This window comes from Haloferula sp. BvORR071 (assembly GCF_000739615.1).
Classification (GTDB): domain Bacteria; phylum Verrucomicrobiota; class Verrucomicrobiia; order Verrucomicrobiales; family Akkermansiaceae; genus Haloferula.
In genome coordinates this window covers 129,193-149,053 of the sequence record NZ_BATP01000027.1, presented here as the reverse complement: position 1 = coordinate 149,053, position 19,861 = coordinate 129,193, and the positions used below count along the sequence as shown (strand labels likewise).

Annotated in this window: 16 protein-coding genes; 10 read left to right on the top strand and 6 right to left on the bottom strand. The window is 63.5% G+C overall.

Annotation, left to right across the window (positions count from 1 at the left end; genetic code table 11):
• Window positions 1–16 precede the first annotated feature (16 nt).
• From BV071_RS15255 to BV071_RS15240, 4 genes are all read left to right on the top strand, one after another.
• Window positions 17–382: a hypothetical protein gene (locus BV071_RS15255; RefSeq protein ID WP_265594476.1), complete on the top strand. Its 366-nt coding sequence runs from the start codon at window positions 17–19 to the stop codon at window positions 380–382.
• Window positions 383–459: 77 nt separating this feature from the next.
• Window positions 460–801 (top strand): hypothetical protein, encoded by a 342-nt coding sequence (locus BV071_RS15250; RefSeq protein WP_265594475.1) that lies wholly within the window; start codon window positions 460–462, stop codon window positions 799–801.
• Window positions 802–847: 46 nt separating this feature from the next.
• Window positions 848–1,930 (top strand): 23S rRNA (adenine(2503)-C(2))-methyltransferase RlmN, encoded by a 1,083-nt coding sequence (gene rlmN / locus BV071_RS15245; protein ID WP_035608910.1) that lies wholly within the window; start codon window positions 848–850, stop codon window positions 1,928–1,930.
• Between the two features lie 76 nt (window positions 1,931–2,006).
• The gene (locus BV071_RS15240; protein ID WP_035608749.1) at window positions 2,007–2,333 is read left to right on the top strand and encodes a hypothetical protein; all 327 of its coding nucleotides are present in this window, start codon (window positions 2,007–2,009) and stop codon (window positions 2,331–2,333) included.
• Between the two features lie 418 nt (window positions 2,334–2,751).
• On the opposite strand, the gene BV071_RS15235 is transcribed toward BV071_RS15240, so the two are convergent.
• Window positions 2,752–3,345, bottom strand: coding sequence for a hypothetical protein (locus BV071_RS15235; RefSeq protein ID WP_035608746.1), 594 nt, complete (start codon window positions 3,343–3,345; stop codon window positions 2,752–2,754).
• A gap of 113 nt (window positions 3,346–3,458) precedes the next feature.
• On the opposite strand from BV071_RS15235, the gene BV071_RS15230 reads away from it, so the two are divergent.
• Window positions 3,459–3,992, top strand: coding sequence for a hypothetical protein (locus tag BV071_RS15230; RefSeq protein ID WP_035608743.1), 534 nt, complete (start codon window positions 3,459–3,461; stop codon window positions 3,990–3,992).
• On the opposite strand, the gene BV071_RS34765 is transcribed toward BV071_RS15230, so the two are convergent.
• The 3 genes from BV071_RS34765 to BV071_RS15210 all read right to left on the bottom strand — a co-directional run bounded on the left by BV071_RS34765 (window position 3,970) and on the right by BV071_RS15210 (window position 10,225).
• Window positions 3,970–5,787, bottom strand: coding sequence for a nucleotidyltransferase domain-containing protein (locus BV071_RS34765; RefSeq protein WP_081886016.1), 1,818 nt, complete (start codon window positions 5,785–5,787; stop codon window positions 3,970–3,972). The genes BV071_RS15230 and BV071_RS34765 overlap by 23 nt on opposite strands.
• A 257-nt stretch (window positions 5,788–6,044) precedes the next feature.
• The gene (locus tag BV071_RS15215) at window positions 6,045–6,842 is read right to left on the bottom strand and encodes an HAD-IIA family hydrolase (RefSeq protein ID WP_343123403.1); all 798 of its coding nucleotides are present in this window, start codon (window positions 6,840–6,842) and stop codon (window positions 6,045–6,047) included.
• Window positions 6,843–7,012: 170 nt separating this feature from the next.
• A complete protein-coding gene (locus BV071_RS15210) occupies window positions 7,013–10,225 on the bottom strand; it encodes a PVC-type heme-binding CxxCH protein (protein WP_035608738.1) in 3,213 nt (1,070 codons plus the stop codon).
• Window positions 10,226–10,377: 152 nt separating this feature from the next.
• On the opposite strand from BV071_RS15210, the gene BV071_RS15205 reads away from it, so the two are divergent.
• Both BV071_RS15205 and BV071_RS15200 read left to right on the top strand, forming a co-directional pair.
• Window positions 10,378–10,947 (top strand): DUF1080 domain-containing protein, encoded by a 570-nt coding sequence (locus tag BV071_RS15205; protein WP_035608736.1) that lies wholly within the window; start codon window positions 10,378–10,380, stop codon window positions 10,945–10,947.
• Window positions 10,944–11,387: a YkgJ family cysteine cluster protein gene (locus BV071_RS15200; protein ID WP_035608733.1), complete on the top strand. Its 444-nt coding sequence runs from the start codon at window positions 10,944–10,946 to the stop codon at window positions 11,385–11,387. Before BV071_RS15205 ends, BV071_RS15200 begins: the two co-directional genes overlap by 4 nt.
• A gap of 206 nt (window positions 11,388–11,593) precedes the next feature.
• On the opposite strand, the gene BV071_RS15195 is transcribed toward BV071_RS15200, so the two are convergent.
• Window positions 11,594–13,447, bottom strand: coding sequence for a M48 family metallopeptidase (locus BV071_RS15195; RefSeq protein WP_035608730.1), 1,854 nt, complete (start codon window positions 13,445–13,447; stop codon window positions 11,594–11,596).
• Between the two features lie 453 nt (window positions 13,448–13,900).
• On the opposite strand from BV071_RS15195, the gene BV071_RS15190 reads away from it, so the two are divergent.
• Window positions 13,901–14,389 (top strand): hypothetical protein, encoded by a 489-nt coding sequence (locus BV071_RS15190; RefSeq protein WP_035608728.1) that lies wholly within the window; start codon window positions 13,901–13,903, stop codon window positions 14,387–14,389.
• Window positions 14,390–14,449: 60 nt separating this feature from the next.
• Here the strand turns inward: BV071_RS15190 and BV071_RS15185 are convergent, their stop codons facing one another.
• Window positions 14,450–15,820, bottom strand: coding sequence for an L-serine ammonia-lyase (locus BV071_RS15185; RefSeq protein WP_035608725.1), 1,371 nt, complete (start codon window positions 15,818–15,820; stop codon window positions 14,450–14,452).
• Between the two features lie 329 nt (window positions 15,821–16,149).
• Here BV071_RS15185 and BV071_RS15175 point away from each other — a divergent pair, with 329 nt between their 5' ends.
• Both BV071_RS15175 and BV071_RS15170 read left to right on the top strand, forming a co-directional pair.
• Window positions 16,150–18,585 carry an NHL repeat-containing protein gene (locus BV071_RS15175; protein WP_265594474.1) on the top strand — a complete coding sequence of 812 codons (2,436 nt, stop codon included), beginning with the start codon at window positions 16,150–16,152 and terminating at the stop codon, window positions 18,583–18,585.
• A gap of 81 nt (window positions 18,586–18,666) precedes the next feature.
• Complete coding sequence (locus BV071_RS15170; RefSeq protein ID WP_035608901.1) at window positions 18,667–19,830, top strand: benzoate/H(+) symporter BenE family transporter; 1,164 nt, start codon at window positions 18,667–18,669, stop codon at window positions 19,828–19,830.
• Window positions 19,831–19,861 lie beyond the last annotated feature (31 nt).

Below are 19,861 nucleotides of genomic sequence, written 5' to 3'. Positions count from 1 at the left end.
CAATTCCCTGGCCCTGGTGGTTTCCATCTTCTGGGCGGTCGTGATTCTGGTGGGGCTTGTCGTCGCGCTCTTTCTCTTGGCCCTCGGCAGTCAGTTTGGAGCGACGCAGCTCTTGTTCAGACTGCTCGTTGGTTTCTGGTTCTTCCTCGCGACGAATCTCCCCTTGATTTCCACGAATGCAGCGACCTGGGTGCCGGGTCTCGCAGCCTTTGGGCTCGCGGTGGTGGGGATTCACGTCTTCTTGCGCCCGTGGGCGGTGAAGAAGGGGAAGCGCTGGCCGGTAGGAAACTCGCTCGCCTTGGGCGCCGTGATTCCGGTGCTCTTCGTGATCGCCTTCCTCGTGCCGGGGATCTTGCTACAGTTGCAGGGACTTTCCGGGTGAGCTGGTTCTACCGGGAGCAGGGGAAAGGCAATAGCAGCGCCAGGGGTCTCGTGAGAGGCTACTCTACCGCAGCTCTCATGTACTCCCTGGATCACGACGGAAAATTCCCGGAGACGGTTGCGGAACTGCCGGTCGATAGCGGGATCCGATACCTCCAGGACCTTGAGAAACGCGGGCAGCACTACTGGGACCGGGATATGCCGCACGAGTCGGTGATCTACTTGGGAGGGGGGCTGACGACTGACAGCGACGCTTCCCTCGCGCTGGCGATTTCTCCGCCTTTCTCGGGTTCGCACGGTAGGGAACGCTGCGTCGCGACAATCGTCGGTGAAGTGAAATCAATTCCTGCGGACGAGGCGGACCTTTGGATCCAGCGCTCGCTCGAAGCCCGTCGGGGCGAGCCCCGGCCATCTCCGTAGATTCCGCATTGGCCCCGCAGCGAATCGGGTCCATGCTGCCGGCGTGCTGCCGGCGTTGACAGGTTATGACCCCGCTGCCTTGGAGGCCTATTTGGCTACCGAGGGGCAACCGGCGTTCCGCGCCGGGCAGATCCTCGACTGGATCTGGAAGAAGAAGGCCGACTCGGTCGCCGCGATGAGCAATCTGCCCGCCACCCTGCGCGAGAAGCTCGCCGCTGGCTTCCGCCTGCATGCCTTGGAGGCCGCTCGGACCCAGGGCAGCGCGGACACCACCCGCAAGTTCCTCTTCAAGCTGCAGGACGGGCGCTATGTGGAAAGCGTGCTGATTCCGGCGAATCCGGCGCTCTATGGCGAGAAGTCGGACCGGCGGACTCTCTGCGTGTCCTCGCAGGTCGGCTGTGCCTATGGCTGCAAGTTCTGCGCCTCCGGCTTGGCAGGCTTCAGCCGGAATCTGGATCCGGCGGAAATCGCCGGACAGGTGCTGATGGCGGAGCGGATCTCCGGCGAGCGGGTGGACAACCTGGTCTTCATGGGCATGGGCGAGCCGCTGGCGAATCTGGACAATCTGCTGGCAGCGATCTCGATCATTACCTCGCCCTGGGGCTTGCACCTCGGCGCGCGGCATCTCACGATCTCGACCTCCGGTCTGGTGCCGCAGATCCGCAAGCTGGCGGATCACCCGCAGCAGATCCGCCTGGCGATCTCCTTGCACGGCGCGACGGATGAAGTGCGCGGGCAGATCATGCCGGTGAACAAGAAGTGGGGCACAGCGGAACTCTTCGAGGCGCTGGACTACTGGAACTCGAAGAAGAAACAGCACCTCACTCTGGAGTACATCTTGATCGAGGGCGTGAATGATCACCTCGAGCAGGCGCGCATCCTCTCCAACCACGCGCGGCGGCTGAAGGCGAAGGTGAATCTGATCCCCTACAACACGGTGGAGGGTCTCGATTGGAAGCGGCCTTCCGAGGCCCAGTGCCGGGCCTTCCGCGATATCCTCAAGAACGCGGGCGTCTCCGCGACCCTGCGCTTGGAGAAGGGCCACGACATCGACGCAGCCTGCGGCCAGCTCCGGCTCAAGCAAGAGACGGAAGAGGGGATCATTGAGGCTCCGGTGAAGAGGAAGTGAGGTCGGGGTCGGAACGAGGTGTGGGCGCGCTGGTTTGACACTTGGGAGCCGTGTCCGTATGAATGTCTCTGTGGAAATGATCGTCGAGCTTCCCGACGAGCTCCTGCATCGCGCCGAGAAGGTGGCGATGCAGCGGAAGACCACGCTCAATAAGTTGATGATTGAGGGTTTGGAGAAGGCTATCGAGGTGCCTCAGGCCGTGAAGGCGGAGCCAGTTCAATTATCCCCGGAGGAAGCGGAGTTCTTTGAGATCGATAGCTACGGAGTTCCGGTCCTCAAAAGGCGAGATGTGGAAGATTGTTTCGAGATTTGTGAACTCGGATGCCCAGTGCTGAAGAAGGAGCGTGGCGGGGTGATGACCAACGAAATGGTCAATCAAATGCGCGATGAACTGGGCATTTGATCCGCTTCTTCGAGGTCTGTTCCGAGTAAGCCGATAGATCCGTCGAACGTGGTCAGGCTTCCATGATCCCGAAGGGATCAAAGCTGCAGTAGCCGGTGGTTGAGCGAAGCGACACCACCGGTATGCGGCCGGGAAGGATTTTCCGATCCCGAAGGGATCGCAGCAGGGCGGGTAGAAGGTCTAGATCCGCGGATGAAGGAAAGCACCGTGCGCTGGTGAAGGGTCTCGGGCTGACGAATCGGCAGATTGGGCAGCGCTACGATCCCTTCGGGATCGCATATTCTTTCAGGCAGGGAACCGGGGGGTGTCGCTCGTGCCTCGCTCAACCCCCGGCTACTGCCGCTGTGATCCCTTCGGGATCAACGGAAGACCGGAGTAGAGCGATCTAACAAAGTGCCCGGGCTTGATTGTCGAGCTCTCACGCCGCCGTCTTGCTCTCCACCAGCCGCCGACACGCCGCGATCTTCGGATGCCGTGCCGCCTCCAGCTCGTAGTAGGCTTGCAGCAAGCCTTCCTCCACGCCTACACGACGGCGCACTTCACGCAGCGGGTAATCCATGAGCGCATCGAAGTCGACCTGGTCGAGCGGCTGGCAATTCGAGATCGCGGCGAGATGCACCGCATCCCGGAAGACCCGACAGGCTAGCGGCGGAAAGCGGTAGGCTTTCGGGTAGAAATGTCCCGCGACCGTTCCGAAAAGCTCGGTGGCCGAGCTGCGCATCCTCTTGGTCGAGCCCATGGTGAAGCCGACGACGAAAGCCTCGTCCATCAGGGTCGTGCCGCGACCGAGCAGCAGATGGATGCAATCGTGCTGCTGGAGCGTGACCCGCCCGCGGAAGAGCGATAGCGGTGGCACGTTGAAGGCGGGGTTTTCCATCACCCGCACGATCCACGGCACCTCCGACTGGGGATTGCCGATGGACAGGAGCCGTTCCATTCCCTCCCGCAAGGTGACATCGCCTTCGCGGAGAGGCAGAAAGAAGGTCTGCAAACCAGGATGGTACTCTGGCATGGGAGACTATCTCATTTCTCGTGGCGCGAGGCAAGCCGCCAGCTCGCAAGAACCGGGATGTATCCGGATACTTTCAAATTGCAGCAAGCTGCGGGTCCCGGGAAAGATAGCGCATGGCCGATGACCACGCTTGGATCACTCCCGCGCTGATTGCAGTGGTGGTGCCCGTGGCCATGGCAGCCTTCGTGAGGGCTGCCGATCGTCCGGCCCGGGTCTCCGGCGAGGTGAAATGGGTGGAGTATGGAGTGGCGATGAAGGCCTTTTCGATCGCTGCCGGATTGATTCCGGTGGGGCTGATCGTCGCAATGTTCCTGCAGTCCGCCTTTTCCAAAGATCCAGTGATCGCCACCCTGCTCTTCACCGGTCTGTCCGTGCCGCTGCTGTTGGAGAGTTTCCTCGTGAAGATCAGCTTCGATGAAAACGCGATCTACACGCGCTCGGCGTGGCGGAGGTCGCGGGTGATCCCCTGGTCTGAAGTTGGGGCACCGATTCGCTCGGATCTCCTCCAGTGGTGGGTCCTTCCCACCAAGAAGCAGGGCTCGATCCGCCTCCACGACTTCATCTCCGGGAAGGGGGAATTCTTCGCCATGGCGTTGAACAAGCGGTTGGAATCGCAGAAGGATCTCAGCCCGGAAACGCCTCCCTGATCCGCACCAGCAGCGCATTCACCTCTGCGCGGTCAGGTTGCTCAGGCAAGGACGACTGCTCGAACGCCGCTTGCACCTCAAGCAGCTGGGCCTCCGCCTTTGCCACGAGTTCCTCATACTCAAATTCCCCGGCCCGCACCCGGAGTAGATACTCGCGGTTCGGTCTGCGGATGCGCAGTGCGCCTTCACGCGCGATCTCGCCGGCCATGTCGAGCAGTCGCAAAGTATGCATCAGGTTCTTCGAATCGTAGCCGCGGCCGTGCTGGGCATTGGTGGCGTAGCGCTCGGGGTTCCGTTGCTCGACCCATTCCCAATACTCGCGGTGGGCCTTGCAGTGGGCCTGGAAGGCGTCCTGGTTGAAGTGCATCCAAGTCACCGGCTGGGCTTCCTTGGCCACGCTGCTGAAGATCAGGGCGTCCGGGTCCTTCGGTGAGACCAGGCCGCGCGACTCACTACGGGGATCATCGTAGATGGCATACATGCCCGCCGCGTGCTGCACGGCGGTGAGGCTGCAGCGCTTCGGGTCGATGCCGCGGGCGGCAAGCCACTCCAGCACTGGCACGCTGCCCTGGCCTTCCGGCACGTGGCAGAAGTCGAGCATCGCGCGGCGCTGCTCCGGCTGTGGGTTCACGATCTTCTTGTTCAGGCCTCGGGCCTTGCGGATCTGGCCCATGGCATACTCGCCGAAGGTCTTGGCGCAGAGCTTGGAGAGGAAGATCCGAGGCTCCAGCAGCGCGAAGGCCGGGTGACGGTGGCGGATGCAGTCCTCCGGCATCGCCAGCAGTTCCAGGGCGTTCGGGTTGTTGCGCAGGAGCAGGGACACGAAATGGCCGAGTTCGTAGTAGACTTCGTCGCCACGCTCGTCGGAGACCTGCTCGATTTCGTCGAGGCCGAGCAGGAAGGGCCGTGGGGCGGCGAAAACTCCGCGCAGGTCTTCGTCGGAGTGATCTAGGTTCGTGCCATAGGCGCGGCTGCCCGCGACACTCTCCATCAGCAGGAGATCCGGCTGGCGGACTCTCTCCAAGGTGAGCTCTGCGGGCGTGAGGATTGCGACACTCTGGCGGAACTCGTTGCGGAAGAGCTGGTCGAGGAGGACTCCATCGGGATCGCCTGCAGGGATGTCCAGGCGTTCCTCCAGGATTGCGTTGAGAAACTCGTCCAGCGCGGCGATCCGCGGCATGCGTTCGCCTTCCATCGTGCGGACCTTGTGTTCCAGCAGGCCCGGGATCCGCGCCTGCACGTCTGACGGGGCGCTGGGGATGAGTTCGCCAAAGGCCACCGGCGGGATGCCCTTGCCCTCCGCGATCCAGCGTGCGCAGAGCGTGGAGCGCAGTGCGTAGAGGTAGTCCTTCGCGCGGACTTGCTCGTCCTGCAGCTTGCCTCTCACCATCTGGCGGGCGAGGCCGAGGTAGTGTTCGCGCGACGACTTGGGGGAAAATACGGCGCGCGCCGTACTTCGCCAGCGTTCGCAAAATCCGCCTTCATTGCGATAGACCACCGGTGAGTGTAGCCATTCGACCAGCGCGCCATTCGACTTGCCGAGCAGGCGTGCGGCCTTGCGGATATCCCAGCCACCGGCATCCAGCTCGTTTTCCAGGGGCAGATCAATCGCGTCCGTGCCTTCCCAGATCGAGAAATACGTGCTCTCAGGCCTCAGGAAGAGAAAGCGGATGTCGTAGTCGCTGTCCGGAGACGCAAAGCCCCAAGCCCTACTGCCCGATTCGCAGGCATAGGGAATGCGGATGCCGTGCTTCGCTTCGATGCGGCAGAGCAGGGCTTCGATCTCCGTGGTCATGGGAGGGGGATCATCACCCCAAGAAGCGCACCCGCACCAGAAGAAATAGGACCTATAGGTCCTATAGGTCCTATGGAAGAGCCAGAGGGACCATAGCCACCCAAGCGCTCACCCCAAGGGCGGAAAATGCCACGGCCGGCACCGGAGTTAAACCCAAGAAACTCCTCGCCGGCCGTGGCGCTAGCCGCGATGGACAGGCAGTTAAACCCAAGAAACCACCTATCCACCGCGGACCATCCGCTAACCAAGGAAAGCTTTCATTGTGCCAAGGCTGGCATATTTTCGAAAATAAACTCGTCGGGGATTTTGCCCACGTGGTCGATGATGATATCCGGCTGATAGGCGAAGTTCTTCAGGTCCTGGCGCTTGGTCCCGCCGCTCAGGACGAGCACGCTGCGATAGCCCATCTGCACCGCACCGAGGATATCAGTCTCCATGGTGTCACCGACCATGATGGTCTCATCGGTGCGCAAGCCCATCTCCTTGCGCGCGGCGCGCATCATGATGGGACTAGGCTTGCCTACCGAGAAGGCCTGCACGCCGGTGGCGCGCTCGATCATCGCGACGATCGCACCGCAGCCGGGGCGCGTTCCTTGATCCGTCGGGCAGCTCGGATCGATGTTGGTGGCGATGAGGCGCGCACCTTTCTCTACCAGGCGGACTCCGCGCTCGATCATCTCGAAGGTCATGGTGCGGCCTTCGCCGATCACCACGAAATCCGCGTCGTCATCGACCACTGTCAGGCCATTACGATGCAATGCTGCGGCCAAGCCGTGCTCACCGACCACATAAGCGGTGCCATTTGCCTTTTGCGAAGCGAGGAAACGTGCCGTCGCCATCGCACAGGTGAAGATCTCGCTCTCGCTGGCCTCGATGCCGAGACGGTGAAGCTTGAGCGCCACATCGCGGCGGGCGCGCTGGGAATTGTTCGTGAGGAAGCGGAAGGGAATTCCGTGCTTTCTTAATCGGGTGATGAAATCGGATGCACCGGGCACCAACCGGGAACCCCGGTAAATGACCCCGTCCATATCCAAGAGAAATCCAACTCGTGCCATGCCCCGATACCAGCGGCTGGCGTGCCACCGTGCCAAGTGCCGCCGCCGAAGTGCTGAGGCAACTTCATGCCCCCGCCGGATTCACGTGATCCGATTGAATGTTACGATAAATTAGCGAATCGATTCTGCGATTTTGCACCGGCGACTAAACGCCGGTGCCAATCTCGCGGTTACTCGCCCTGCTTTTGGAAGGGATGCTCCTTCAGTAACTGCTCTGCTTGATAAGGAGGCACGTGGTCCTTGAGCGCTTCGCGGACCTTCGCGACCTTCGCGGGATCCACTGCAGGTGCCTGATTGCCGAAGCTATTGCGAATATAGGTGAGTACACCCGCAAGTTCGCGGTCGTTCATGAGCAGACCGAGGGGAGTCATCGGTGGGACGCTTGCATTGATGCCGTACTTCTCACCCTTAACGGTGATTGGTCCTGTTAGACCGTGCAGGGTCAGCTTGATGAGGCGCTCATCATCGCTGCTAGTGACCCACTCGCTGCCGGCGAGCGGTGGATAGATCGCGGCCTGGCCCTTGCCATCCGGCTGGTGGCAGGTGAAGCAATGGGCATCGCGGCCGTAGACTTCCTTGCCGAGGCGCCAGAGTTCCAGCTCCGCGGCGGGCAGCTTCGGTTCCGGTTCCGCCTTGGTGGTTTCTTCCGCTTCGATCTTCAGCTTGCCGGAGAGATAGTCGGCGGCGCGCGGGTTGTTGGATAGGTCGAGCTTGCCGTCCTTCTTCAGCAGCTCGATGTCATCTCCGAGGGTGAGGAAAGCGGTCTTGATCGCTTCCGGCATCCACTTGTCGATCGGCGACTTCAGCACTTCTAGCGCGATCTTTGCGCCATCGGTATTGTCGAGCCATGATGCGGCGGCAAGGGCTTCCAGCCGCACCTGCGGATCGGGATCCGCGGCGGCCTTCATCAGGAGTGCAGCGTGGTCGGGGATCTTCCGCCAGGCGTTGCGGATCACCTCCACCGCGGCGGCGCGGGCCTGATGGGCCTTCGCGTTGAGACATTGCTCTAACAAGTCGTGGTCCACCTGGTTCTGGCCCCAGGTCACCCACAGTGCTTCGGCGACGTGGTGCTCGTAGCGCGGATCGGCCTTGTCGAGGGTCTCCACCCAGGCCTTCGCGGCGGGCACGATCACCTCGGCCTTGAGTCCGCGGAGTTCGCGGCGGGCACGGTAGCGGGTGCGGTATTCGGGCTCCTTGAGCAGTTCGAAAAGCTTCGGGATCTCCGCACCGGCAATGGTCACAGGCTTCACCAGCGGCTTGCCCTTGTAGGCCACGCGATAGATGCGGCCGTGCGTGTGGTCGCGGTTTGGGTCACGTGCCGAGTGCTGCATGTGGCCGATCAGCGCGTTGTGCCAGTCGGTGATGTAGAGCGAGCCATCCGGTGCGAACTCAAGGTCGGCGGGGCGGAAGTTCGGGTCGGAGCTCGTGACCAGATCGGCGAGGTGCTTGCCGGAGAAGCCGCCGCCATCTTCCCAGATCTTGTGGATGCTGGTGCCCAGGAAGCCGATCGAGTTGTTGGTCATGAAGCCGCCTTGCAGCTCATCCGGGAAGTTGCGCGAGGAAATGAACTCGGCACCGGCGGTGGGGCGGGAATACTTCGGCGCGAACTCGGCAATCTTCCCGGTCTCGTAGCTGAAGGGAGCCTTGATCGAGATCGGCAGCGCCCACCAGTTGTTGCCGCCAGATGCATCGGCGATGAAGCACTGCTGCCAATCATCGAAGGCGATGCCCCAGGGATTGTTGAAGTAGGTCTGCACGTAGCGCTCAAGGCGCCACGTCTTGGGATCGAAGCGCCAGATGCCACCGCCGGTGCAGCGTTGAGGGCCGTAGGGCGTTTCCACCTGTGAGTGCAGGAAGACGCCTTCACCCATGTAAAGCGCGCCGGCGGAATCGGTGGAGAAGGCGTGGATCGCGTGATGGGTATCGTGCGGGTCGAAGCCGTGCAGCAGGTATTCGCGGCGGTCGGCCTTGTCGTCGCCATCGGTATCACGCAGCAGCATCAGGTTCGGCTCCTGGGAGACGAAGAGGCCGCCGGGGGTGAGCTCGATGCCGATCGGCAGGTGCAGGCCATCGGCGAAGACGGTTTGCTTGTCCGCGCGGTTGTCGCCATCGGTATCCTCCAGGATCAGGATCTTGTCATTCGGCATCGGATCGCCGGGGCGATAGTGCGGATAGGACGGCATGGTCGCCACCCACAGACGGCCCTTGTTGTCGAAGGTCATCTGCATCGGATTGGCGAGATCCGGGAAATCCTCTTCGGAAGCGAAGAGGTTGATCTCGAAGCCATCCATCAGCTTGAAGCTCTGCAGGGCGGCCTTCTCGCGCAGGTACTTGATCTCGCCCGTGAAATTGGTGGGCACCGGGTCGAGCGGGCGGGTCTTGGCATCGAGTTCCGCCAGGTTGGGCGTCTCGCCCTTCGCCGTTTTCCAGACCGCGATGTCGCGGTTGGCGGTCATCTGGCGGATCTTCTCGATCTCCTCCGGGTAGTTGAAATCGCCGTAGGGCTTCCAACGCCGGCCGTAGGCATGCACGCCATTGAGCATGCGGTAGTCATTCTGCCAGAACCACGCCTTATCGTTCACGGCCTTGAGGACCTTCTCGGGATCGGCCTGGAGGATCAGATCCTTTGGCTGATAGAGGGCATCCGCCAGCACTTGGGAGAGTCGGCGGTCGCCCCCCGCGGTGAGTGAAAAGCCGTTCAAGGTGAGCGGCTCCTTGATGTCGGCGTAGAGCTTTTGGGTGGGGTGGAAGAGATCGATGAAGCCGACCTGACGCTCCGCGGCGATCTGTTGGATCACGCCGCCATACATCTCCAGGTTGGCGTTCTCCTGCTTGCCGTCGGGCAGGTCGAAGTACTGGGTCAGATCCTCGAAGGCGATCGGCGAGACCAGCACCAGCTTCGGGGCGGAACTGCCATTGTACTTCTGCGCGAGGGTGTGGGTGACGAAGGCGTCTAGCTCGGCGCGGAACTTGGCGAGGCCCTCGGAGCCTTCAAAGGATTCATTGTAGCCGAAGAAGGCGAGGATGGTGTCCGCCTTGCAGACCGTGAGCCACTCGTCCTCGGAGGGGTAGTGGCCCTCGCCCTTGTGCTGGGCATATTCGGGACGGAGCTTCTCAGCCCCCTCGAAGGCCCACGGCGTGCTGCGACCGGCGCGGGGGCGGTAGGCCGGGGTGTCGCCCGGGAAGCACATGTTACGGAAGACCAGATGGCTGTCCGGGTAGCGCAGGTGGAGCTGGGTCTCGAAGTTCCCGTAGTACTGCATCCGCTCTCCCAGGCCGTCGCCGATCATGACGATGTGCTCGTCCTTGGCGGGCTCTTGGAAAACCGCGGCATGGATCGGAAGAGCAGTGGCAAGGGCGAGAAGCAGCGAGCGAAGGTTCATGGCGAAAAGCGGTTCTGGGCCGGCAGCAAGCGACGCGGGATGCGCATTTTTGTCGCGAGAAGGCGATTCGGCTACCGCTTTTTCATGTGACGGCGGTCGCTTCCCGGAGCGCACTTGCAAGGATTCCCGGACCGGCTCAAACTGCAACCATCATGAGAATCATCGGCGGGGTGGCAGCGGCCTTCCTGCTCTCCGCCGGTCTCGCGGCGGCGGGCACTTGGGAGGACCTCTTCAATGGCAGCGATCTCACGGGCTGGGAGGCCCAGAGCAAGGCCGACTGGCGCGTCGAGGGCGGCGCGATCGTGGCCAGCAAGGGTCAGGATGGCCTGCTGACGACCCGGGCCACCTATCGCGACTTCGAGCTCGAGCTCAGCTTCCGGGCCGGGCAGGACACGGAGAGCGGGGTGATGCTCAACAGCCCCAAGGAAGTCGCGAACCCCGGCAGCGAGTGCTACGAGGTGAATATCGCGCCTACTTCCAGCGCCTACCCGACCGGCAGCCTGAACGGTCGCCTGCGGACCAATGACCCCGCAGACTCGCCGGACTGGCGGAAAATGCGGGTCAAGGTGGAGAGTGGCAAGGTGACCGTCTGGATCGACGGCAAGGAAGTGGTGAGCTACGCGGACCGCCGGCCGCTCGGGTCAGGCCACATCGGCTTGCAGTTCACGCGCGGGCGGGTCGAGTTCCGGGGCATCCGGGTGCAAAAGCTGGATCTGCCGTGAAGCCGGATGCTGAAACCCGCGCGATCGCGGCGGAAGTCAGGGCGATTTATGCCGAGTGGGAGGCCCGCCCGATCGAGCGCAATTGCACCGGGCGGGGCGATTGCTGCCGCTTCCGGATGACCGGCCGGACGCCCTTCCTGACCAAGGGCGAAGCCCTCGTGGCGGCGATGGCATGGCGGGCGGCGGGCCGCACCAGCGTGCCGGAGACTGCGGATGGGGCCTGTCCCTTTCTGAAAATGAACCGCTGCCAGATCTATGAGGGCCGCCCCTTCGGCTGCCGCACCCATTTCTGCGACGCGGCTGGCGGCCCCGCGACCCGCAAGGAAGTCAGGGACTTGATCCAGCGGTTGGAGGCGATCGACGCCCGGCTCGGCGGCAGGGGCGGAGTGAATCTCCCGGGGGCCGTGGCGGCGGCAATGGCTCCGCGGCCTAGAAAATAGGCCCTCGCAGGCAAAAAAATTGCCGCCGGGGTCCCACCCCCGGCGGCTAAAACCATCAACCCCAGCCGAAGCCGGGAGCTGACAATATATGCTGTTCACCCTTACATGAAAACTCACGCAACGCGCGGTCTTCATGGATTCAGACAGCGGTCCGGAGTGAATGTTCAAAGATTCCGAAATTATTTTCCGGAATTTTGCGGGGACCCTCAGGCCCTCCGGTAGACTTCGCTGTCGGCCACGCGGCGGCGGATCGCCTTGAGCAGGGGCCGGGTGCCTTCGTCGAGGCGCAGGGTTTGGACATGGGAATCCATTTCACAGCGCTCGGAGATGCGTTCGAGCAGCTGCTTCTGCATGCGTTCGGAGACCGCCTTGAAGGCGGGCCAGCGGGCATCGACGATGAGGACGAGGTGCTTCCAGCCGGGGAAGTGGTTGACCTGCTTGGCCCCGAGCCACGCGCGCTGGATAACCGGTTCTGCGGTCAGGACCTCCCTCAGGCGCTCCAGCTCGGCGGGGCTGAGGTCGTGGGGCAGGAAGCAGTCCTTCGGCTGCACCTGGCTGCGCTCGATCAGGGCGGCGCGGAGTTCGCGCTCGTGCTGCTCGGCGCGCTCCTTGAGCCCAGGCATGGCGGCGGGGTCCCCGAAGCGGGAGTGAAATTGCGCGAGGGTCTCGAAGGCGCGCGGGGCTATGATCGGATCCGCGGCGGCCCGTTCCAGGAAATCGGCGGACTGGATGTCGCCCTTCGCCGCCAGATGGCAGCCGCGCAGATAGAGGGCTCCGGTATGGTCGGGCCGGCGTTCGAGCAGGGCGACGACTTCCGGCTGGATCTTTTCCAAGCCGTCCAAGCGGGACAACGCGCTGATCCGCTTCCAAGCATCCCGCACGCCGCGGGCTTCCTGGGCATCGCCTGCATTGGCCGGGCGGAGGGCGGCGCGGGCACGCCGGGCCTCTGTGAGCCACTTGGCGCTGAATTGCCGTCGGGCACGGATGATGAAGTCCGGATCAAGGAGCTCTACGGCGGCGCTGGCAGAGGGCAGCAGCGGGCCGAGGTCGAAGGGAGGGTTGCCCAAGCGGACGAGACGCTCGGCCAGGGAAGGGTGGGTATCCGCCGGATCTCCCGGGGTGGCCATGGCGCGGGTATGCCAGTGCTCTTGGGTCTCTTCCGTGACAGCGCTGCCGATAAAGACAGAAAGCCGCTCCATGACGTCGCCGGGCAGCGCGCCGCAGCCCGTTACGGTGCATTCCAGCGGCTGCCAGAATTCCTCTTCGAGCCGCTGCCCTTGGATGGCCAAGCGTCGCAGTCCGCATGCGAGGGCTGCGGTGGAGACGATTTGGGCCGCCGCCCGGTCCGCTTCCAACTCGATGTGGCGGGAGAGCAGAAAGGCACGGGCGTTGAAGCGTGGCCAGAACCAGTGGACGAACTTCGGCAGCAGCGGGCAGATGCGGCTGGCGGTGAGGCGACCGGCGATCTTCTCCCAAGTCACGCGGGTACGGTGAAGCCAAGCGAGGATCCGGCCGTCGCGACCGGCGAGGTGGGCGAACTCGTGGGCGAGCACGGCACGGAACTCCTCCCGTGGAAGCATTTCCATAAGTGGCAGGCCGATCACCAGATAGCTGCGGTACCAGCCGAAGAGGCCGAGCCGGGGATTCTGCAGCACGGCGGCATTCACCTCCTCATCCAAGACCACCTTGTGGAAGCGCACGCCCCCGGCCAAGCGCCCGGTCTCGTGGATCAGGCGGAGCAGCTCCGGGTGCTCTTCCTCGGTGAGTTCGATGCCCTGTGGCGGCTTAAAACGCATCCACAGGCAGCCGATCACGAGCACGGCAGCCATGAACCCGGCCAAGGAGATGCTACCGGCGGCCAAGGTGTCCGGGATCGTGTCGAACTCGATGGCCAGGATCACTCCGGTCAGCGCGAACAAGGCGCAGGCCGCGAGAGCGGCGAGCAGCACCCCATAGCCGAGTAGGGCCCACGCCACCGTCTCTCGCAACAACTCCCGCGGCTGGTCGCTTCGGGAAAGCGCCAGCTCCGCCATGAGGTTGTGGAAACGATCACGGGTCATCCGAAGTAGGGGAGACTACGGGCGGTGGTTATTCTAACTACAATACCAATACAACCGAAAAATAATATCTGTGACGCGTCGAAGTTGAATCATGAATGGGATTGCGAATCCACGCATCCACAAGAGAATCAGCTGCATTTGAAGGCTTTGAGAGTCGTGTGAAAAAGCTGTGAAATAGGACTATAGGTGACATGGGGAAGAAGCTATCTTTCATGACTCCCTAAAATGCGGGGGTCAGATTATAAGCGGATAAACGGGGGCAAAAACGGCCATGATCTGCAAATGGGAGGGGCGCTTGCAGGATGCACGGCGTGGCGAAGCAGGGTGCATCCAAACAGGATGGGAGGATTCCAGGCTGATGCCCACGCAACCCCCGTAGCTGCACGGATTGTGGCCGCGCAGGGCGGCCCGGGCACGGGGTCTGCGAAGCGGGATGTCGCAACTGACACTACCATGAAAACCAAAATCGCTCTTCTCACCTTGGGCACTGCCACCGCGCTGCTGAGCAGCTGTGTGGAAACCTACACACCGGCATCCGGGGCCGTGGTCACCGCCACGACTTATCAGCCGGGCTACGTGGTGCACACCTTGCCAACAGGCTATCGCACCGAGGTCGTCTCTGGCACCCGCTACTACTCTCATGACAACGTTTACTACCGTCCGCAGGGCAGTAGCTACGTGGTCGTGAAGCCACCGCACCCGGGTGATGCTGGATGGGACGGCAAGCCGCGCGGCTATGACAACGACTGGGATGGCGTGGATCGCGACGGAGACGGACGCGACCGCGATGACTTCCAGCACGAGGGCCACGTAACGGTCATCCGCACCCTGCCGAGCGGCTACGTCGTCGTGAACCGTGGCGGCCAGCGCTACTACCGCGCGGGGAATGTTTACTACCAGGCTCGCTCCGGCGGGTATGTGGTGGTAGAGCGTCCGTTCTGAGGGCGGACTGCGGTTTCCCCGAATAGGTCTTATAGGTGCTATGAGACCTATCGGCGGACTCTAACACTCCACCACATTGACGGCGAGGCCACCGCGGGAGGTCTCCTTGTACTTCGACTTCATGTCGCGGCCGGTGTCGCGCATGGTCTTGATGACCTTGTCCAGGGAGACGAAGTGAGAGCCGTCGCCTGCCATGGCGAGGCGGGAGGCATTGATCGCCTTCACCGAGGCCATGGCGTTGCGCTCGATGCAGGGAATCTGCACCAAGCCCCCGACGGGATCGCAGGTCAGGCCGAGGTTGTGCTCCATGCCGATCTCCGCGGCATTCTCCACTTGGGTGGGTTTGCCGCCGAGGTATTCGACCAGGCCGGCGGCAGCCATCGAGCAGGCCACGCCGACTTCGCCTTGGCAGCCGGCTTCCGCACCTGAGATCGAAGCGTTGCGCTTGTAGAGCATGCCGATGGCGGCGGCAGTGAGCAGGAAACGGTGCACGCCGTCGGGATAAGGCGAGCGCCGGAACCGCACGGCGTAATGGAGCACGGCGGGGATGATGCCAGCTGCGCCATTGGTGGGCGCAGTGACCACGCGTCCGCCAGCGGCGTTCTCTTCGTTCACCGCGAGCGCGTAGAGATTGACCCAGTCGAGAATGGTCAGCGGATCAGTGAGCGAGGCTTCCGGGTTGTTGCAGAGCGCGGCATGGATCGCCTTGGCACGGCGCTTGACCTTCAGTCCGCCCGGCAGGGTGCCTTCCTGGGAGCAACCGCGTTTCACGCAGGCCTGCATCGCGTTCCAGATCGCATCGAGCCTGGCGCGGGTCTCTGCCTCCGGGCGGAAAGCCGCTTCATTCTCCAACAAGAGGTCGGCGATCGAGAGGCCGGTGACCTCGCTGCGCGCCATCAACTCCGCGGCACAGGTGAAGGGATGGGCGACCGCGATCCCGGGCGCGGCGGGCTGCTGCATCTCCGCGTCCGTGGCGATGAAACCGCCGCCGAGGGAATAGAAGATCTCATCCGCGAGCGGATTTCCCGCGGCATCGAGCGCGGTGAAGTGCATGCCGTTCGGATGCATCGGCAGCGGTTTGAGGCGCTTGAAGTCGAGATCCGTCTTCTCGTTGAAGGGCAGATCCGTACCCCAAGGCGTGCGCAGCACCCCGGCGCGGATGGCGGCGAGCTGGTCCGGAATGCTGTCGATCTCGATGGTCTCCGGTTCCTGGCCGCAGAAGCCTAACAGGATGGCGGAGTCGGTGCCGTGGCCCTTGCCGGTGGCGGCGAGCGAACCGTAGAGATCGCAGTGCAGGCGGGCGACCCGTGGGGCCAGGCCTTTCTGCTGCAGCGCGAGCACGAAGCGGCACGCTGCCCGCATGGGTCCCACCGTGTGCGAGGAGGAGGGACCCACGCCGATGGTAAAAAGGTCGAGCGCGGACAAGGTCATGGCCGCGGGCCATCATCCGCAGGCGGCTGGGTAGGTGCAAGAACGCGGGGAAAAATTGACCGAATCAGCAGAGGCCAGCGGGTGAAGCTGCCAAGGCTCAGGGGCAGGGCATATCCGGCTAAGGTCTTATAGGCAAAATTACGGAAATCTGCCATAAGCGTTCACCGGCAGAAACCAAGCCTGCCGCTTTCGTCGCCTCGCAAGCCTCCCAAGCCTCCCAAGCCTCCCAAGCCTCCCAAGCCTCCCAAGCCTCCCAAGCCTCCCAAGCCTCCCAAGCCTCCCAAGCCTCCCAAGCCTCCCAAGCCTCCCAAGCCTCCCTCACTCCAGCCATGCCCTCCTCCATGCAATCTAACAGGACACTCCTGCTCCTCGCCGCTGCTACCGCCATTCTCGTCCTTCCCTCCGGGGCCATCTGGAAGGACTTCGACGACGCCGAAAAGATCATCGGTCAGCCGGGCCTGCCCTCGCCCACCCGTCTCTTCCAGCCGGAGGACATCACGATCAGTCCGGCGAGCGGCAAGGTCTTCGTGGCGGACGGGGGTAACAACCGGGTGCTGCGCTTCAGCTCCGCTGCGGCACTGGCGAATGGCGGCGCGGCGGAAGCCGTCTTCGGGCAGCCGAACCTCTACAGCTCTGACCGGGGCCTGGCCCAGGACAAGATCGAATACCCGTCTGGCCTCGCCATTGATTCCGCCGGCCGGCTGTGGGTGGCGGACCACGAGAACAACCGGGTGCTGCGCTGGGACAATGCGGATACCGCGGCCAGCGGCGCGCCGGCCGCGCAGGTTCTCGGTCAGCCGGATTTCACCAGCCGCGTCGCGGATGCCACGGCGGTCAGTTTGTCGCGCCCGCAGGGGCTGGCGGTCGATGCCCAGGGAAGGCTGTGGGTGGCGGACTACTTCAATAATCGCGTCCTCCGCTACGATAATCCTAGTAGCAAGGGCAACGGTGGCACGGCCGACGGCGTGGTGGGCCAAGCGAACTTTACCAGCGGCGTTTGGGCCGCCACCGCCATCAATCTCAATCAGCCCTCCGACGTGGATGTGGACGCCCAAGGCCGGCTCTGGGTCTGCGACTTCAACAACGCGCGGGTGCTGCGCTACGACAATCCGACGGCTCAGAACCAGCCAGTCGCGAACGGCGTGCTCGGCCAGGCGGACTTCACCTCCGTCGTGAAGGGGGCCGGTCCGGCGCTCACGGATCGGGCGGTCACGATCAAGGTCACTCCCTCCGGGAGCCTCTTCGTGATGGACACCCAGAATTCACGGATCTTGCGCTGGGACAATGCCGCCGCCAGGGGCAACGGAGCCAATGCTGACGGGGTGCTGGGCCGCGCGGGCTTCGAGCAGAATGCCTTCTACTCGAACCTTCCCGGAGGCATCAGCGATGAAACCCGCGGGATGGCTTTCGATGCTGCGGGGCGCCTGTGGACAGTGGACCGCCACAACGAGCGCGTGCTGCGCTGGGACAACGCCACGGCCAAGGCCAACGGGGCCAACGCAGATGGGGTGATCGGCTTCGCGAATACTTCCTCGATCGCGAGTAGCCTCTACAATCCCGCGACCGCTCCCGGCCAGGTGCGGGGCGGACTGGAGGATCCGGTAAGCGGGAAATTCTTCCTGGCGGATTACGGTCGGGTACTCCGCTTCGCCAGCCGCGGTGATGCGGAAAACGGCAATCCTCCTGAGGCGGCCCTTGGCAAGCCCAGCCTGGGCGACATCAATTTTGAAGGTGCCTCTGCGACCGATCTCGGCAGCACTTGGGGCCTGGCCATGGATGCGAGCGGCAAGCTGTGGGTGAGCGATCCCCAGTGCAGCCGGGTGGTGGCCTTTGCCAATGCCACGACGGCACCTACAGGCGCGGCCATGGCGATCGTGCTGGGGCAGCAGAACTTCACCTCCACCGGCGACGGTTTGTCCTCGACCACCCTGGACACTCCGCGCGGCCTCGCACTCGATTCCGCGGGCAATCTCTACGTCGCGGACTACGGCAATAACCGGGTGCTGCGCTTCAATAACGTGGCGGCAAGGACCAGCGGTGCCGCTGTCGCCGCCGATGCCGTGATCGGGCAGCAGGACTTGGTCACCTCTGTCGGGGGCGCCAATGCAGCCCTGCTGAGTGGCCCGAGCGGGGTCGCTATCGACTCTGCAGGCCGCCTGTGGGTGGCAGATACCGGGAAAAACCGGGTCGTGCGCTACAATACCCCCCTGACCACTCAGCCGCTGGGCGCAGCCTCAGGCATCTTGGGTGGTGACGGTGTCGCGGAAGCCTACGGCATGTCGCTGCCGACTGCTCTGGCGGTGGACGCGACGGGGCGGCTCTTCGTGATGGACCGCGGCTTCAATCGGGTCCTCATTTTCAACAACGCTGTAGCCAAGGCGAACGGCGCGGACGCCAACAATGTTCTGGGGGCTCCTAATTTCAGCTATGCTCCCTACGGCGGCCGCAGCAGCCGGTCCTTCGCCCATCCCTATGGTCTGTTCCTTGATGCGGGCAGCAATCTCTGGGTGGGCGACGAAGATAATAGGCGCCTGATGCGCTTCTCGCCGGAGTCGACCGCTTACATTACGCAATCGGGTTCGAGTGGTGCGCAATTCACCCTCACCTTCCATGGCGAAGCCGGGATCCCATACAAGGTCACCTCATCCACTGACCTGAAGATCTGGCAGGAGGAGGGCAGCTACACCTTGGGGGCGCCGGGCCTGCAGGTGTTCGCGAAAAACCGCAGCGGAGTGAAGCGCTTCTACCGGGTGGAAGAGCCCTGAGGAAGGTGACGCACTCCGGCGGTTGACGCGGCGGGGATGCGGGGCGATGAGCAGCCCTGCCCGCCCGCCTACGCTGCCGCGATGTTGAAGGATTTCTCACTCTCCGCCCTTGTCGCGGGCTTTGTCTCTGTGCTGGTGGGCTTCACCAGCTCGGTGGCGCTGATCTTCCAGGCCACGCAGAGCCTGAACGCGACGCCCGAGCAGACGGCCTCGTGGATCTGGGCAATCGGGATCGGGATGGGCGTGCCGACGATTCTGTTTTCCCTGATCACGCGGAAGCCGATCCTGATCGCGTGGTCCACGCCGGGCGTTGTGGTGATCGCGGCTGCGGCGGGAGCGGGGCACCTCACCATGCCGCAGGCGATCGGGTGCTTCCTCTTCAGCGCGGTGCTGATCACGATTGCGGGTTTTAGCGGCGGCTTTGAAAAGGTGATGAATCGCCTGCCCTTGCCTCTGGCCTCGGCCCTGCTGGCGGGGGTCTTGGCGAAGTTCGCGCTGGATGCTTTCAAGGCGATCCCCGCGGATCCGGGGCTGGTGCTGCCGATGTTAGGAGCCTATGTGCTGGGGCGGCGCTTCTGGCCGCGGGCGAATGTGCCGCTGATCCTGCTCTTGGGAATCGCGATCGTGGCAACGCGCGGGCAGTTCCATGCGGAGAAGGTGCCGTGGAACATTACCGTGCCGGTGTGGATGAATCCGGAGTTCTCCGTGGGTGCCTTGATCGGGGTCGGGATCCCCTTGTTCATCGTGACGATGGCCTCGCAGAACCTGCCCGGGATCGCGGCGATCCGGGTGGGCGGCTATGAGGCACCGGTGTCGAAAGTGATCGGCTGGACCGGGATCGCGACCTTCCTGTTAGCTCCCTTTGGCGCCTTCGGGATCAATCTGGCGGCAATCACGGCGGCCTTCGTGGTAGGGCCGGAGGCCCATCCGAACCCGGCGCGGCGCTACTGGGCGCCGGTTTGCTCGGGCTTCTTCTACCTGCTGGTCGGGCTCTTCGGGGCCACGGTGGCCGGCTTGTTCGCGGCCTTTCCACGCGAGCTGGTGCTGGCGATCGGCGGGCTGGCACTGCTCGCGACGATCGGGAATGCGCTGTCGGCGGCCTTGGGCGAGGAGCGCTACCGGGAGGCCTCGGCGCTGACCTTCTTCGTGACCTTGTCGGGGATTACTTTGCTGGGAATCGGCTCGGCATTCTGGGGAATCGTGGCGGGGGGAGTGGTTCTCGCCTTGGCGAAGAGGAGAGCGTGAGACCGTCCCGGGAAAAGTTTCCAGGGTCCTG

Bases quoted from the DNA above. Each gene is read 5' to 3' on its own strand.
- BV071_RS15215 (WP_343123403.1), bottom strand. From the start codon at position 6,842: ATGGCACGAGTTGGATTTCTCTTGGATATGGACGGGGTCATTTACCGG.
- BV071_RS15190 (WP_035608728.1), top strand. From the start codon at position 13,901: ATGAAAACCAAAATCGCTCTTCTCACCTTGGGCACTGCCACCGCGCTG.
- BV071_RS15175 (WP_265594474.1), top strand. From the start codon at position 16,150: ATGCCCTCCTCCATGCAATCTAACAGGACACTCCTGCTCCTCGCCGCT.
- BV071_RS15230 (WP_035608743.1), top strand. From the start codon at position 3,459: ATGGCCGATGACCACGCTTGGATCACTCCCGCGCTGATTGCAGTGGTG.
- BV071_RS15170 (WP_035608901.1), top strand. From the start codon at position 18,667: ATGTTGAAGGATTTCTCACTCTCCGCCCTTGTCGCGGGCTTTGTCTCT.
- BV071_RS15210 (WP_035608738.1), bottom strand. From the start codon at position 10,225: ATGAACCTTCGCTCGCTGCTTCTCGCCCTTGCCACTGCTCTTCCGATC.
- BV071_RS15195 (WP_035608730.1), bottom strand. From the start codon at position 13,447: ATGACCCGTGATCGTTTCCACAACCTCATGGCGGAGCTGGCGCTTTCC.
- BV071_RS15235 (WP_035608746.1), bottom strand. From the start codon at position 3,345: ATGCCAGAGTACCATCCTGGTTTGCAGACCTTCTTTCTGCCTCTCCGC.
- BV071_RS15185 (WP_035608725.1), bottom strand. From the start codon at position 15,820: ATGACCTTGTCCGCGCTCGACCTTTTTACCATCGGCGTGGGTCCCTCC.
- BV071_RS15205 (WP_035608736.1), top strand. From the start codon at position 10,378: ATGAGAATCATCGGCGGGGTGGCAGCGGCCTTCCTGCTCTCCGCCGGT.
- BV071_RS15240 (WP_035608749.1), top strand. From the start codon at position 2,007: ATGATCGTCGAGCTTCCCGACGAGCTCCTGCATCGCGCCGAGAAGGTG.
- BV071_RS15250 (WP_265594475.1), top strand. From the start codon at position 460: ATGTACTCCCTGGATCACGACGGAAAATTCCCGGAGACGGTTGCGGAA.
- BV071_RS34765 (WP_081886016.1), bottom strand. From the start codon at position 5,787: ATGACCACGGAGATCGAAGCCCTGCTCTGCCGCATCGAAGCGAAGCAC.